Consider the following 15,152-nt stretch of genomic DNA (forward strand, 5'->3'; position numbering starts at 1 on the left):
TGCAACAGGTTATTGGCACTGACCTAAACGGCGCGCAACTGCCGTTTGGTCCGAAACGCGTCATCAGGGTATTTTGTTGCGATCAGATGACCTGATCGGTTTAGCCGCTTGATTCAGATCGTACTTCTTCGACCAAATCCTTGCGACTCAGCTTGCCGACCAGCGTCTTGGGGAGGGCCAAGCGGACCACGACCTGATCGACGCGCTCATGATGGCCGAGTTGCGCGTTCAGCCAGGTCTTGAGCGTATCGGGCGTCTCGGTCGCACCGTCGGTCAGCGTGACGTACGCGCGGGGCTGCTCGCCGCGATAGGTGTCGGGAACGCCGATCACCAGCGCCTCCTTCACCGCCGGGTTCTTGTACAGCACCGCCTCGATCTGGCTTGGGAAGACCTTGAACCCCGACACCGCGATCATGTCCTTCAGCCGATCGACCACACGGATGAAACCGTCCGCGTCGATCTGGCCGACATCGCCGGTGCGCAGCCAGCCGTCCACGAACACGTCGGCATCGGCGTCGGGACGGTTCCAATAGCCCTTCATGATCTGGGGTCCGCGCACCACGATCTCGCCGGGCTCGCCATCGGGCGGGGGCCGGGTCGGGTCTTCCTTGTCGACTAGGCGCACCTGGGTCGCCGGGATCGGCTGGCCGATCGTGCCGACCTTGCCCATGCTCGCATAGGGATTGCACGATACGACCCCCGAGCTTTCCGACAGGCCGTACCCCTCGATCACGCGCGCGCCTGTCGCATTCTCGAACTTCGCCTTCACCTCCGCGGGCAACGGCGCACCGCCGGAGATGCAATATCTGAGGCTCGAGAGGTCGGTCGTCTTCAGCTTGGGATGGTCGAGTAGCGCCTGATACATGGTCGGCACCCCGGGCAGCGCGGTCGCCTTGGTCCGCTCGATCGCGGCGAGCACCTGGCCGCCGTCGAACCGCGGCAGCATCACGATCGTTCCGCCCTTCGCGACCGTGCGGTTCATCACGCAGGTATTGGCGAAGACGTGGAACAGCGGCAGCACGCCGATGATGCGATCCTCGCCATGGGGGTCGGGGTCCATCCCCTCGACCTGCCGCGCATTGGCGGACAGGTTCTGATGCGTGAGCATCGCGCCCTTGGGCGTGCCGGTGGTGCCGCCGGTATATTGGATCACCGCGACGTGGGTTTCGGGGTCGATCGCGGGATGGTCGCCGGTGCCGTCGTTCGCGATCAATTTGGAGAACGCCATGATGCGCGGGTCGTCGGGACGCTTGGTCACTTCCTTGCCGCGGAACAGCCGGTAGAAAAGCGATTTGGTCCCGGGCAGCGCGCCCGCCACCGATCCGACGATCAGCCGCGTGATGCTCGACTTGTCGAGTACCTCCAACGCCGTCGGCAACAGCGCCGATGCCGACAGCGTGAACAGCGCGCGCGTACCCGAATCCTCGGCTTGATGCGCCAGTTCGTCGACCGTGTAGAGCGGCGAGAAATTGACGACCGTCGCGCCGAGCTTGAGGATGCCGAAATAGGCCGCGAGGTAGTGCGGCACGTTGGGCAGGAACAGGCCGATACGATCGCCGGGGCCGTAGCCGAGCTTGGCAAGGCCAGCCGCCACGCGGTTCGCGCCGTCCAGCGTCTCGGCGTAGGAATAATGACGGCCCAGGAAATCGATCAGCGGCTTGGCGGCGTGGTGCGCGGCAGATCGCTCGAACATCGCGGTCAGCGTGAGCGGCGGGAACTCGGTCGCCCACGGCGTCGGATGACGATAGGCGTCGCTGCGCCAGATGCTCTCCGGGTCAGTCATTGACACCGATGTAGTCGGCAGAAGTTACGAAACCACCCGGCTGGTGCTCCACGTCACCAGGAATTTGACCGCGACGATGCCCAGATCCACCGCTGCCTGCATCCGGTGCGGCGCGGGGTCGCGCGCTTCGTGCGTCAGGATTTCGATGTCCGCCGTCGGGTGGCGCGCCGCCGCGGCGATGGCCAGCACGGCCGCTGCAATCAGGAGGGTACGCCGACGCCGCATGCGTTTACCATAAACGACGTCTGCGTAACGACAAAGGGATTTGTGCGGTTCTTTACGCGGCCAGCGGCGCGATGCGCGCGCGGTCGCGGCCGGCTTGCTTGGCGTCGAACAACGCACGGTCGGCGCGGCGGTACATCGCCTTCCAGTCGGCTTCGCTCGCCAGTGGGCCGGTGCAGGCGCCGATGCTGGTGGTGACGTGGATGTCGAACGGCATCCGGGCGGCGCGCAGGCGTTCGAGCACCGCCTCGGGCGCGATGGCGCGATCGGCCGGCGACAGGATCGCGAATTCCTCGCCCCCCATCCGCGTGATCAGCGCGCCGGGCGCGGCAAGCCGCAGCACGCGCGCGAACAGCCGCAGCACTTCGTCGCCGCCGTCGTGGCCGAGCGTTTCGTTGACGTGCTTGAAATGATCGAGATCGGTGAGGATCAGCACTTGCTCGCCCTCGCGCCCGATCGCCTGGCGCAGGAAGGCGCGGCGGTTGAGCAAGCCGGTCAGCGGATCGGTGTCGGCAAGTCGCGCGGCGATGATCTCGCGCTCGATCGCCTCGTCGCGCTCGTTGCTCAGTAAACGGATGCGGTACGCGATGGCGAGGGTCGAGACGATCGCCTCGAACGCCATCGACAGGATGGTCGAATTGTCGAGCCAGAAGCTCCACCGCACCACGGCAAGGTTGGCGAGTAAACGCAGGGCCGCGAACACGATCGGCGCCGCCCAGGCCACGGCGAACAGCCAGAGATGCGGGCTACGCTCGGTGCGGGCGCGCAGGATGATCGGGACGATCGCGACGATCAGCACCGCGAAACTGATGGAGTAGAAAGCGTCGAGCAACCCGATCTGCCACGGCGCCAGCAGGGCGAACGCGACCATTGCGGTCAGGGCAAGCGCGGTCAGCCAGTTTGCGGCGCGCGACACCCAGCCAGACGTGACGGAGGGCGGAAAGAACGCGCGCGCGAACATCAGCGCGGTCGCCGCCCCCGTCGCCAGGAAGATGTAGTTGAATCGTAGCCGGTCGTTGTTGAGCATCGCCGGATTGGCCCAGGCCAGCCCGCCCGACGAAGTGAAGGCATAGAGCCCGAGCGACAGCACCATTGCGCAATAAGCGAGCTGGAACCGATGGCGGAGGGCCCCCCACATCGCCAGATTGTAGATCAACAGCGCGAAGCACAGCCCCATAAAGCCGGAATACATCGCCGCCATGACGATATTGGCGCGCGCCGCCTCTCGCGCCGTCGCTAGCCTTGGAGCGACGAGAATGCCGCGCAGGTTAGCGCTGCCGTCGACTCGCCACAGAAAGCGAACTGGCGCTCCCAACTTCGGATCGAGGCGCCACTGGATCATCGCGCCGAGCTGAAGGTGGCGACTGATCCCTGCCCCGTCATACGCCCAACCCCGGACCTTGCCGTCGGGATAGAGCGCGTAGAGCGTCACGCGATCCTGCCACAGGCTGGCGATCCGCACGCGCTCGCGGTCGCCGGCATCGGCGATCGTGCCGAGCGGTTGCGACAGCACCCAATAATCGCCGTTGTGGAAACTGGTCTGCGGCGTCGTGCAGTCGAATCGGCCGGGCGACGCCAGCATCGCGGCCGCCGTATCGCCGGCCGAGACGCGTGCGACGCAGACCGAGAGCGGCACGCCGGTCACCGCGCTCTGCGCTTGTGCCGGGGATGCGGTGAGCGTCGTCATCAACGCCGCGAGCATCACGAGAAACAGGAACAGGGGGCCAGTGCGCCGCATGACCGACGGCCTAGAGGCCAGGGGCAAATTATTGGTAAATCACGCGCTTGTCATGTTCGACGCCGCGCGGACCGTCCGAATTTTCAGGCTGCGCACCACCGCCAGACGCCATCGTCGCCGGTCTCGCGCACCGCGCGCCCTTCGACCTCGAGCCGCCGAAGGTGTGCCATCGCTTCGCCGGTCGCCATGCCGAGCATCTCCTGTCCGATCGCGCGGCGGAACAGGCGGCCGAAGCAATCGGTCGCGCGGCGCGGCTCCTGCGCCAGGAACGCTTCCAACTCGTCGAGCCGTTCGCGATGCTCGCGGTCCATCGCGTCGAGCCGCGGGTGCAGCCCGGTGAACGGATCGCCATGGCCGGGCAGCGCGAGCACGTCGGCCGGCACTTCGCGCTTCAATTTGGCGATGGAGGCGAACCATTCGCCCAGCGGGTCGGCTTGCGGTTCGGTGATCCCGACCGACACGTTGGGGCTGATCCGCGGCAATACCTGGTCGCCGGCGATGAACACCCCCGCCGCCTCGTCGAGCAGGCAGGCATGTTCCGGGCTGTGTCCCGATCCGACGATCACGCGCCAGTCGCGCGCCCCGATCCGGATCGTCTCGCCGTCGATCATCCGGCGGTACGACATCGGCATCGGCCGCACGATCCGCCCGAAATTGGCCCAGCCGTGCCTGGCGGCAATCTCGATCTGCTCGTTGGTCCAGCCGGCGGCGTGGCGATAGTCGCTGACTTCCTTCGGCGTCTCGGGCCGCGCGTCGGCGACCAGCATCTGCGCGGTCAGCCACTCCCCACGGGTCATCCACAGCGGTGCGGCGTGATGGTCGCACATCCAGCCGGCGAGCCCGATATGGTCGGGGTGGAAATGCGTGCCGATCATCCGGGTGACGCGAATGCCCGCCATCGGCCCCTTGAACACCGCCTTCCACGCGTCGCGCGTTTCGGGCCGGTTCATGCCCGCGTCGACCAGCGCCGCGCCGCCCTCGTCGTCGTCGAGCAGCCAGCAATTCACATGCTTGAGCGGCCCGGGAACCTTGAGCCGTACCCAGCGCACGCCCGGCGCGACCGCCATCACCTCGCCGTCGCCCGGCTCGGCCCCGCCGAACGGATAGGTCAGGCCCTTGTGGCTGGTCGGGACGAAGCTTTCATCCGCGACGAACGCGGCATCTGTGCGGGCGGTCATGAGTTGCGACTAGCAACGGATCCCGCAGGCGAAAAGTGGGGGATGATTACGCTTGTCAAAAGAAAGGGGCGCCGATCGTGTGATCGACGCCCCAATACTTTTAGATGCTGTTATCAGGCGTAGCGAACGCGGACCGCCGGACGACGACGCAGAGCGCCACCGATCGCGCCGAAGCCCATGAGCATCATTGCCCAGGTGGCCGGCTCAGGCACGGCGCCGCCGCCGGGGCCGGTCGCCTGCGCAACGTTCAGCACATCGAACGCGAAGTGCGCATCGCGCAAGTTGCCGGTGAAATCGGTGAACGACCCGCCGCCGCCGAAGTTGCCGCCCAGCGTGTCCGGAGCGAAGTTTGAATAAGCCGTCACCGCGACACGATAGGTACCCGCCGCGAGAACCTGCTGCAGGTAGGTGTCGTAGCACGCGCCCGTCACCGTATCCTTGGCCACCTGCGAGCAGCTGCCATCGTCGTTCTGGCCGATCCGCAGGCCCGTGCTGACATTGTAGAGCGACAGGATCGGATCGAACCCGCCGCGCGCGATCACCGTGCCGGCCGCATTGGTGCCGCCAGCGTAGGACAGAGTCTTCAACGTGACCGTCGAAGAAGCTCCGACCGTGAAGTCGAAGAACAGAACGGCGTTCGCGTTCGGCAGGGTGCCCGCGAACGAGAAGTCGGTCGCCTGCGCCGACGTGGCCATCAGCGCCGTCGCGGTCGCCGCGGCAGCCATCAGCATCTTCATTTTTTTCATCTTAAGTCCCCAATGCACGAGAAGGTTAAATCCGAATCGCGACCTTTTGATTTCTTTACTCGGCATTAACAAACTCGCCAAGATGCTGAACGGAAAATTAACCAGCACTTATCGCGGCTAAAGGGAGCATTGTGCCGGTTCGGGACACGTCATTAAGCAATGCTTTGATTTCTTTAGTAAATGACAGGCCGCTTGACTTGCGTTAAGCGAATTCGCCAGCGTGCTTCACGCAGCCGATCAACCTTCGCGATTTTACAATACTTTACGTATCGCGGATCGCGCAGTTGCGCATTTGATATACGGTAAGTTGCGCGACCCTGGGGTCGGCGCGGTTCGCCGCAGCCCAGGGCAACGCCGTGATCGGGCCGTCCCTCAGCTCTTGAACAGCGTTTCCGCGGTGTGTTCGACCGGCGCGGCATCCTCGCCCGCCGCAGCCGCTTCGGCGTCGCGCGCCGCCTGCTCGCGCTGGCCGCGCAGTTCGGCGATCAGCGCCTCGCGGTCGCCTTCCAGTCGCGTATCGACCGGCGCTTCGAGGCCTGCGGCCTTCGCCGCCTTCGCCACGGCCGCGTCGAGCTCGCGCTGCGTCGTCAGGCCCAGAGTCACCGGGTCCTTCGGCGTGATGTTGGCGATGTTCCAGTGCGTGCGGTCGCGGATCGCGGCGATCGTCGTGCGCGTCGTGCCGATCAGGGTCGAGATCGCGCCGTCGGTGATTTCCGGATGGTTGCGGATGATCCAGGCGATGCCGTCCGGCTTGTCCTGGCGCTTCGACACCGGCGTGTAGCGCGGGCCCTTGGTGCGGCGGACCTGCTCCGGACCTTTGAGCATCTGGAGCACATAGTTCGGATCGGCCTGACCCTTGTCGATCTCTTCCTGGGTCAGTTCGTGCGCGCGGACCGGATCGCGGCCGGTCAGCTTGGTCGCCGCGGTATCGTCGGCGATCGCATTGACCTCCAGGATATGCAGGCCACAGAACTCGGCGATCTGGTCGAACGAGAGCGAGGTATTGTCGACCAGCCAGGAAGCGGTCGCGTGCGGCATGAGCGGCTGGGCCACGATATTCTCCGTCGGAAATAAATAGGGCCGCCCCTTTCGGAGCGGCCGTGTCGTGGACGGGACTTAATGCGGATGCGCCCTCAGGGCAAGTTCCGCGCGCGCCATCAAGGAGTCGGCGACGTGCGCGCCCAGAATGCAGGGTCTTCGCTCCGCATCGCGTCGGTCACATTGCTGAATTCCGGTGCGACGATGAACAGGTTGTTGGTCCCCGAAACGACCGATTCTCGCAAGACGTTGCCACGATTGCGATCTTGTTCTTCGGTAAATAGCGTATTGTGAACATGCGACAGATCGATATCCAAATCGCCCAGGCCGGCCATCGGCGTCAGGAACAGATAGGCAGGCACGTTGTCGCCGAACATCACGCCATAACCGATGAATTCCTCGTCGACGACTTTGGCATTGCGAAGCAGGTCCGCCGCCAGCGTCTGTTCGCGGACGAAATTATCCGTCGCGCCGCGTCGAAGATACATGAAGCTGAACCCGAAACTGCGTGCCTTGCCCCAAGAGGTACGACCTGGATTGTAGGAAACGCGCGGGTTGAACGACAGCACCGAGTTCCGCACCTTCACGCCCGGCACACCGCGACTGATTTTGCCGAGCATGGTCTCCCAGCCAAGCAAATGCGCATAGTTCGAATGCAGACTGACAATGGCCAATTGCCGCGACGCACCGGTCATAAACCGTCCAGCGATCCAGCGCTGGCTGGGATCATCGGAAGCTTGGGCACGTAGCGCCGTGGCGAACCGCACTTGAGCGCCGGCATCGTCCGACTCGATGTACGTGAGTTCGATGACATTAGGTGGGGCAGTGGGCGCCGACGTCTGCGCCCGCGCCACGGGAGCCAGTAAGAGAAAGAGTGCACCAACGGCTTGCAGCAAAGTTTTCATGACCCGCTCCTCAGTCGTATCGTACCATAGTTACGCCAACGTTACTAGGCCAACAAGCGAGGCAAGTATTACGCCGCGACCGCTTCGTCGTCGACGATGGGGACGAGTGCCTGGAGGAACTGGCGCGCGCTCGCAGTCCAGGTGAAGGTCTGGCCGTAAGCGGCGCAGGCAGCGCGGTCGCGGGTCAGCGCGTTGGCGATTGCAATATCGAGGTCGTCGGCCATCGCGCCGACCTGTGGCGTCAACACGTCGATCGGGCCGGTCACTGGAAAAGCGGCAATAGGGGTGCCGGCGGCCAGCGCCTCGATCATGACTAATCCGAACGTATCGGTCTTGCTGGGGAAGACGAAGACGTCGGCGGCGGCATAAGCGGCGGCGAGGTCGGCGCCGAATTTGGGCCCGAGGAAGTGGACGTCGGGGAATTTCGCTTTCAGGCTGGCGAGCGCGGGACCGTCGCCGACCACGACGTTGCTGCCGGGGTGCGCGACGGTCAGGAACGCCTCGATATTCTTCTCGACCGCGACGCGACCGACATAGAGCATCACCGGGCCGGGCAGCGCGCGGATCGCCGCATCGGGTCGGGCGTCGGCGAAGGTCGCGAGATCGACCCCGCGGCCCCAATCGCGCAGCCGGGTCAAGCCATGCGCGCGCAGCGTCGCGGCGATCGACGGCGTCGCCGCCAGGATCGCCTGGGCGGGCCCATGAAACCACTTGATGTAGCGCCACACCCATTCCGGATTCACGCCGGTCCGCGCGGAAACGTAATCGGGGAATTGGGTGTGATAGGCGGTGGTGAAGGGAAAATCACGCTGCAGGCACCAGCGCCGCGCGGCGATGCACACGGGTCCTTCGGTCGCCAGATGCACCGCCTGCGGACTGAACTCCTCCAGCATCGCGCCCACCGCATTGGTCGATGCGAAGGCGAGCCGGATCTCGGGATAAGTCGGGCAGGGCATCGAATGGAATAGGTCCGGCGAGATCACCAGCACTTCGTGTCCCATCTTCTCCAGTTCGGCCCGGACCGACTGGAGCGTGCGGACGACACCGTTGACCTGCGGGCTCCAGGCGTCGGTGACGATCGCGATGCGCACGTGGTCTAGGCCGCCAGCATCAGTGAGGGGGCGGGCGCTTGTCGTTCTTGGATTTCGTCGGCCCAGTGCAAAATCTCCATGCGGCCGTCGAAATGCTCGACCAACGCGGTACAGCCTTCGACCCAGTCGCCATCGTTGTAATAAGCGATGCCGCCGATATCGCGAAATTCCGCGGTGTGGATGTGTCCGCATACGACCCCGTCGGCTCCGCGATGCGCCGCGGCTTGCGCGACCACTTCTTCGTATTTGGAGATGAATTCGACCGCGTTCTTGACCTTGGCCTTGGCGTGCTTCGACAGCGACCAATAGGGCATGCGGAACAGCCGGCGCCATGCATTGACCAGCCGGTTGAGGCCCATGATCGCCTCGTACGCCGCGTCGCCCAGATAGGCGAGCCAGCGATGCGAGAGCATGATCGCGTCGAACTCGTCGCCGTGCAGGACGAGCAGCTTCCGCCCGTCGGCGGTCTCGTGCATAGCGTCGCGGCGGATCGCAATGCCGCCGAAATCGAGCCCGCAGAACTGGCGGACGAGTTCGTCGTGATTGCCGGGGATGTAGATCACCTCGGCGCCGCGCTTGGCGCGTTTGAGCAGGCGCCACACCACGTCGTTATGCGCCGCCGGCCAGTGCAGTTTCTTCTTCAGCCGCCAGCCGTCGATGATGTCGCCGACCAGGTACATCTTCTCGCTATCGACATGGTCGAGGAAGTCGATCAGCATCTCCGCATTGCAGCCGCGCGTGCCGAGGTGGACGTCGCTGATCCAGATCGTCCGATATTGCCGGCGGCGGCAGATCACGCGTTCGGGAATCGCCGGCTGCGACGTTGCGAAGTCGCGCGCCAGATTGCTGAGATCGTTCATACGCCTAGCCCCGTGTTGCTGACGCTCGGGGGCTATGGCGGTGAATTGTTACATTCCGAATCGTTGCGATTTCACAGGTTTGCAACAATCCGGGCGGCGATCAGTCGGTGATCGCGATGTGTCCGGGCAACGTGGCGACGCGGTCGAGCCAGGCTTGCACCGCCGGATAATGATGCAGGTCGAACCCGCCGCCGTCGGCGACATGCGTATAGGCATAGAGCGCGATGTCGGCGAGGCTGAAGCGACCCCCGGCGAAGAACGGCGTCCGCGCCAGATGCTCGTCCATCAACGTCAGCGCCGCTTCCCCGGCCTCGCGCTTGACCGGGAGGAGCAGCCGCTGCGCCTCGGTCAGATTCTCCTCGCCGACCCAGCCATACCAGAAGCGCAGGGTCGCGACGTTGGGTTCATGATTATACTGTTCCCAGAACATCCAGCGCAGCATGTCGGCGCGATCGAACCGATCCGCCGGGATCAGCGCGGAACCGTCGGCGAGGTAGAAACACGCCGCACTGCTTTCGGGCAGATAGTCGTCGCCGACCTGCAGCACGGGGATGCGCCCGTTGGCGTTGACCCCGGACAGGAACGCCGGCGACCGGGTTTCGCCCGCCATGATGTCGTATTCGCGCCGCTCGATCGGGATGCCCAGATGCGCCGCCGTCAGGCGGATCTTGTAGCAATTTCCCGACTGGGCATATTCGTGCAGAATCAGGTTGGACATCGCGGCGCCTCCTGGTTCCGTCATGCGGCGGCGGCCGATCGTGTCCAGCAAAATTAGAGCGGCGATCGATCAGCGTCGCTTATCATGGGGAGGACGACGACGATGTTTCAACTCGTGGCGCGCGCCGGGACCGTGGCAATCGTTCTGGCCGGATGGGCAGGGGTCGCATTCGGTCAGGCGCTGCCGGCGCCGATCCACGTTCCGGCGCCCGGCGGGGAAGTCGTCCTGACGACGGTGTTCGACAAACAGATTTACGACGAGGATCAATTGTCCGCCGTGCGACGGGCCGGTGACTGGCTGTATTTCTCGGGTTCGGTGGTCGGTGCGTCGAAGCCGATCGGCCCCGACGACTTCGAACAGCGGCTCGATCGCGTGTTCCGTTTGATCGGCGACAAATTGTGCGCCGCCGGCGCGTCGTTCGCGGACGTCGTCGCGATGCGCAGTTATCATGCCTGGCGGAATCCGGCGTTCACCGGCACCAAGGACGAACACAATGCCGTGTTCGATAAGGTACGCAAACGCTATTTCCTTGCGCCATACCCGACATGGACCGCGATCGGAGTCGATCAGCTCTATGCGTCGCCGGGCCTCGTCGAGATCGAATTGACTGCCTACGCGCCACGCCGCCGCGGCGCGGGGCGGGCACAAGCGTGTCCCAAGTAAAACAGTGGCGCCATAAAATGCCCGCGCATCGCACTTTGACCTTGCGAACCGTCATCAGCTTGTCACATCTGACGGCTTAGGGAAAAACGAAGCCGGGCATGGCTGCGGCGAACCAGGGAAAGAACATGAAGATTGTGATGAAACGACTCGCCGGTATGGCCGCGATCGCCGCTCTTGCGATGCCGAGCGTGGCGATGGCGTCGCCGAGCAACCCCGCCGCGAAGCTGTCGGTCGCCGGCAACGTTCGTGCCGGCGCGCCGGCGAAGAACGCGAACAAGCTGGGCAGCACGGTGATCAACCTGGCGATCTTCGCCGTGATCGTCGGTGGCGGTCTGCTGATCCTGACCACGGGTAAGGACAAGTCGAAGAGCAACTAAGCGCTTTAGACTCGACGAGTTTTCGAAGGGCGTCGGTACCGATGGGTACCGGCGCCCTTCGCTATTCCAGCGTCAGCACGATCTTGCCGACATGGTCGCCCGCTTCCATCCGGCGGTGTGCGTCGGGCGCATCGGCTAGCGCGTAGGTGCGGTCGATCACAGGCTTGAGCTTGCCCTGTTCGACCAGCGGCCAGACGGTCTGCGCGATCTCGTCGGCGACCGCGGTCTTGAAGGCGACCGAGCGCGGGCGGAGCGTCGATCCGGTCAGCGTCAGGCGGCGGCGCATCACCTCGAACACCGGAATCGTCGCCATAGGCCCGCCCTGCACCGCGATCGAGACGTGGCGGCCGTCATCGGCGAGGCACTGCATGTTACGCGCGACATAATCGCCGCCGACCATATCGAGGACGACCTGGACGCCCTTGCCGCCGGTGATCGCTTTCACCTCGGCGACGAAATCTTGTGTCTTGTAGTTGATCGCGTGGTCCGCGCCGATCTCCGTGGCCGCTGTGCATTTCTCGTCCGACCCGGCGGTGACGATCACCGTCACGCCGAACAGGTTGCACAGCGCAATCGCCATCGTGCCGATCCCGCTGGTGCCGCCGTGGACGAGCACTGTATCGCCCTCCGCTGCGTAACCGCGCTCGAACAGGTTGGTCCACACGGTGAACAGCGTTTCTGGCATCGCCGCCGCTTCGGCCATGCTGAGTGCGTGCGGGACGGGCAGGCATTGGCCGTACGGCGCCACGGCATAATCGGCGTAACCACCGCCCGCGATCAATGCGCAGACTGGCTGGCCGACCATCTCGGGTTCGACGCCGGGCCCGCAGGCGACGATCGTGCCGGCGACTTCCAGCCCCAGGATCGACGGTGCGCCCGGCGGGGGCGGATACATGCCCGCGCGTTGCAGCAGTTCGGGGCGGTTGATCCCGGCGGCGGCGACCTTGATCAGTACCTCGCCCTCGCCGGGCGTCGGCACCGGGCGCTCGACGACCTGCAAAACCTCGGGACCGCCGGGCGTCTCGGGGTCGATCGCCCGCATCGTTGCTGGAATCATCGCATCGTTATTGACTTCGCGTCCGCCACGGTCAACGACTCCACCCATGGATTCCGACGAGAATCTGCCGCGGCCCGGCGAACCGCTCGCGCTCCTGGTCAAACAGGACCTCGATCCGTTGTCGGTCGCCGAGCTCGATGCGCGCATCGCTGCGCTGGAGGGTGAGATCGCCCGCGTTAACCAACATAAACAACGCGCCGTTAACCATCGCGCAATAGCCGACGAGTTATTCAAGCGATGAGCGCGAACCGCATCTTCGCGCCGGCTTCTTGCCGACAGGACGATGCGGATTTTGGCCAGCGCTTGATGCGAGGCCCGACCATCCCGACATATTGGGAAAGGGCCGCGCGTCCATGCGGCCCGTCAGGAGTAATTGTCTAATGCCGAGTTTCGCCTCCGCGCTCGAAACCACCCTCCACAAGGCGCTCGAAGCCGCATCGTCGCGCCGTCACGAATATGCGACGCTCGAACACCTGCTGCTCGCGCTGATCGACGACGAGCATGCGTCGAAGGTCATGTCGGCGTGCGGCGTCGAGCTCGACGATCTGCGCACCACCGTCGCGCACTATCTCGACACCGAGCTCGATGCGCTCAAGGTCGACAAGGCGACCGATCCGTCGCCGACCAGCGGCTTCCAGCGCGTCGTTCAGCGCGCGATCCTCCACGTGCAGAGCTCGGGCCGCGACGAAGTGACCGGCGCCAACGTGCTGGTCGCCTTGTTCAGCGAGCGCGAGAGCTATGCGGTCTATTTCCTGCAGCAGCAGGACATGAGCCGTCTCGATGCGGTCAGCTACATCTCGCACGGCGTCGGCAAGGGCGGCTCGCCGACCGAAAGCTCGACCCCCAAGGGCGCGAGCGACGATGAGAAGCCGAGCAAGTCCGAAAAGGGCAAGTCGGAGTCCGCGCTGAAGCAATTCACCGTCGACCTCAACGAAAAGGCCAAGAACGGCAAGGTCGATCCGCTGATCGGCCGCATGCCGGAGGTCGACCGCACGATCCAGATCCTGTGCCGCCGCTCGAAGAACAACCCGCTCTATGTCGGCGATCCCGGCGTCGGGAAGACCGCGATCGCCGAAGGCCTCGCGCGCAAGATCGTCGAGGGCGACGTGCCCGACGTGCTCAAGCCCGCGATCATCTATTCGCTCGACATGGGCGCCTTGCTCGCCGGCACGCGCTATCGCGGCGATTTCGAGGAAAGGCTGAAAGCGGTCGTCAACGAGCTCGAAAAGCTGCCCGACGCGATCCTGTTCATCGACGAGATCCACACCGTGATCGGCGCGGGCGCGACGAGCGGCGGGGCGATGGATGCGTCGAACCTGCTCAAGCCTGCGCTGTCTGGCGGCACCATCCGTTGCATCGGCTCGACCACCTACAAGGAATTCCGCAACCACTTCGAAAAGGACCGCGCATTGCTCCGCCGGTTCCAGAAGATCGACGTCAACGAACCGACGATCGAGGATACGATCAAGATCCTCGCCGGGCTGCGCACGGCGTTCGAAGACCATCACAAGGTCAAGTACACGCCCGACGCCATCAAGGCCGCGGTGGAGCTGTCGTCGCGCTACATCAACGACCGGAAATTGCCCGACAAGGCGATCGACGTGATCGACGAAGTCGGCGCGATGCAGATGCTGGTGGCGCCGTCGAAGCGCAAGAAGACGATCACCACCAAGGAGATCGAGGCGGTGATCGCGACGATGGCGCGCATCCCCCCGAAATCGGTGTCGAAGGACGACACGCTCGCGCTGTCGACGCTCGACACCGACCTGAAGCGCGTGGTGTTCGGCCAGAACGACGCGATCGAGAAGCTCAGCTCGGCGATCAAGCTGAGCCGTGCCGGTCTGCGCGATCCGGACAAGCCGATCGGCAACTATCTGTTCACCGGCCCGACCGGCGTCGGCAAGACCGAGGTCGCGCGTCAGCTGGCGTCGATCATGGGCATCCCGCTGCAACGCTTCGACATGTCCGAATATATGGAGCGCCATTCGGTCAGCCGGCTGATCGGTGCGCCCCCGGGCTATGTCGGGTTCGACCAGGGCGGGCTCCTGACCGACGCCGTGGACCAGCAGCCGCATTGCGTCCTGCTGCTCGACGAGATCGAGAAGGCGCATCCCGACCTGTTCAACATCCTGCTTCAGGTGATGGATAATGGCCGTCTGACCGACCAGCACGGCAAGTCGGTCGATTTCCGCAACGTCATCCTGATCATGACGACCAATGCCGGCGCGTCCGACATGGCGCGGGAAACGCTCGGCTTCGGCAATCTGTCGCGCGAGGGCGAGGACGAGCAGGCGGTGCAGAAGATGTTCACGCCGGAATTCCGCAATCGGCTCGATGCGATCGTGCCGTTCGGCTACCTGCCGCCGGAAGTCGTCGCGCGGGTGGTGGACAAGTTCATCCTCCAGCTCGAACTTCAGCTGGCGGACCGCAATGTCCATATCCAACTCGACGACGAATCGAAGGCGTGGCTGACGTCGAAGGGCTATGACAAGCTCTACGGCGCCCGCCCGATGGGCCGCCTGATCCAGGAGAAGATCAAGCAGCCGCTCGCCGAAGAATTGCTGTTCGGCAAGCTGGTCCATGGCGGCGAGGTGACGGTAAAGATGAAGGACGGCGCGCTGACCTTCGCGATCGAACCCGCCGCGCCCAAGAAGCCGGGCAAGAAGGGCGGCAAGACGGTCAAGGCCGAAGCGAAGTAACGTCGGCGCCAGTGTCTAACGATACGGGCCGGGGAGCGATTTCCGGCCCGTTTTCGTTTTAGCGCCGGATTTTCACC

General features: G+C 64.6%; 15 protein-coding genes. 4 read left to right on the forward strand and 11 right to left on the reverse strand.

The features are described 5' to 3' along the window. Nucleotides 1-100: 100 nt before the first annotated feature. The 10 genes from FPZ24_RS01570 to FPZ24_RS01615 form a co-directional block, all read right to left on the reverse strand. The gene (locus FPZ24_RS01570) at nt 101-1,783 is read right to left on the reverse strand and encodes a long-chain-fatty-acid--CoA ligase (RefSeq protein ID WP_146569403.1); all 1,683 of its coding nucleotides are present in this window, start codon (nt 1,781-1,783) and stop codon (nt 101-103) included. A gap of 24 nt (nt 1,784-1,807) precedes the next feature. Continuing rightward, nucleotides 1,808-2,008: a hypothetical protein gene (locus FPZ24_RS01575; RefSeq protein WP_146569404.1), complete on the reverse strand. Its 201-nt coding sequence runs from the start codon at nt 2,006-2,008 to the stop codon at nt 1,808-1,810. Nucleotides 2,009-2,060: 52 nt separating this feature from the next. After that, nucleotides 2,061-3,743 carry a GGDEF domain-containing protein gene (locus FPZ24_RS01580; RefSeq protein WP_146569405.1) on the reverse strand — a complete coding sequence of 561 codons (1,683 nt, stop codon included), beginning with the start codon at nt 3,741-3,743 and terminating at the stop codon, nt 2,061-2,063. A gap of 83 nt (nt 3,744-3,826) precedes the next feature. Beyond that, entirely contained in the window at nt 3,827-4,921 is a 1,095-nt protein-coding gene (locus FPZ24_RS01585; protein WP_146569406.1) for an MBL fold metallo-hydrolase, read from the reverse strand. 113 nt (nt 4,922-5,034) lie between these two features. After that, nucleotides 5,035-5,667, reverse strand: coding sequence for a DVUA0089 family protein (locus FPZ24_RS16995; protein WP_205012854.1), 633 nt, complete (start codon nt 5,665-5,667; stop codon nt 5,035-5,037). Between the two features lie 372 nt (nt 5,668-6,039). Continuing rightward, on the reverse strand, nt 6,040-6,720 hold the full coding sequence (locus FPZ24_RS01595; RefSeq protein WP_146569407.1) for a DUF1013 domain-containing protein: 681 nt from the start codon (nt 6,718-6,720) through the stop codon (nt 6,040-6,042). A 104-nt stretch (nt 6,721-6,824) separates the two neighbouring features. After that, nucleotides 6,825-7,610 (reverse strand): hypothetical protein, encoded by a 786-nt coding sequence (locus FPZ24_RS01600; RefSeq protein WP_146569408.1) that lies wholly within the window; start codon nt 7,608-7,610, stop codon nt 6,825-6,827. A gap of 68 nt (nt 7,611-7,678) precedes the next feature. Continuing rightward, nucleotides 7,679-8,701, reverse strand: a complete 1,023-nt coding sequence (locus FPZ24_RS01605; protein WP_146569409.1) for a glycosyltransferase family 4 protein — start codon at nt 8,699-8,701, stop codon at nt 7,679-7,681. A gap of 5 nt (nt 8,702-8,706) precedes the next feature. Next, nucleotides 8,707-9,561 carry a UDP-2,3-diacylglucosamine diphosphatase gene (locus FPZ24_RS01610; RefSeq protein WP_146569410.1) on the reverse strand — a complete coding sequence of 285 codons (855 nt, stop codon included), beginning with the start codon at nt 9,559-9,561 and terminating at the stop codon, nt 8,707-8,709. A 100-nt stretch (nt 9,562-9,661) separates the two neighbouring features. Continuing rightward, the gene (locus tag FPZ24_RS01615) at nt 9,662-10,279 is read right to left on the reverse strand and encodes a glutathione S-transferase family protein (RefSeq protein ID WP_146569411.1); all 618 of its coding nucleotides are present in this window, start codon (nt 10,277-10,279) and stop codon (nt 9,662-9,664) included. 102 nt (nt 10,280-10,381) lie between these two features. On the opposite strand from FPZ24_RS01615, the gene FPZ24_RS01620 reads away from it, so the two are divergent. Beyond that, on the forward strand, nt 10,382-10,942 hold the full coding sequence (locus tag FPZ24_RS01620; protein WP_186728973.1) for a Rid family hydrolase: 561 nt from the start codon (nt 10,382-10,384) through the stop codon (nt 10,940-10,942). A 137-nt stretch (nt 10,943-11,079) separates the two neighbouring features. Further along, nucleotides 11,080-11,319, forward strand: coding sequence for a hypothetical protein (locus FPZ24_RS01625; protein WP_146569413.1), 240 nt, complete (start codon nt 11,080-11,082; stop codon nt 11,317-11,319). Nucleotides 11,320-11,380: 61 nt separating this feature from the next. Here FPZ24_RS01625 and FPZ24_RS01630 read toward each other — a convergent pair whose 3' ends face one another. Continuing rightward, entirely contained in the window at nt 11,381-12,361 is a 981-nt protein-coding gene (locus FPZ24_RS01630; RefSeq protein ID WP_146574079.1) for an NAD(P)H-quinone oxidoreductase, read from the reverse strand. Nucleotides 12,362-12,422: 61 nt separating this feature from the next. On the opposite strand from FPZ24_RS01630, the gene FPZ24_RS01635 reads away from it, so the two are divergent. Beyond that, the gene (locus FPZ24_RS01635) at nt 12,423-12,617 is read left to right on the forward strand and encodes a DUF1192 domain-containing protein (RefSeq protein ID WP_146569414.1); all 195 of its coding nucleotides are present in this window, start codon (nt 12,423-12,425) and stop codon (nt 12,615-12,617) included. Between the two features lie 139 nt (nt 12,618-12,756). Beyond that, nucleotides 12,757-15,075 (forward strand): ATP-dependent Clp protease ATP-binding subunit ClpA, encoded by a 2,319-nt coding sequence (clpA, locus tag FPZ24_RS01640; protein ID WP_146569415.1) that lies wholly within the window; start codon nt 12,757-12,759, stop codon nt 15,073-15,075. The last annotated feature ends 77 nt before the right edge of the window (nt 15,076-15,152 follow it).

The organism is Sphingomonas panacisoli (assembly GCF_007859635.1).
Classification (GTDB): domain Bacteria; phylum Pseudomonadota; class Alphaproteobacteria; order Sphingomonadales; family Sphingomonadaceae; genus Sphingomonas; species Sphingomonas panacisoli.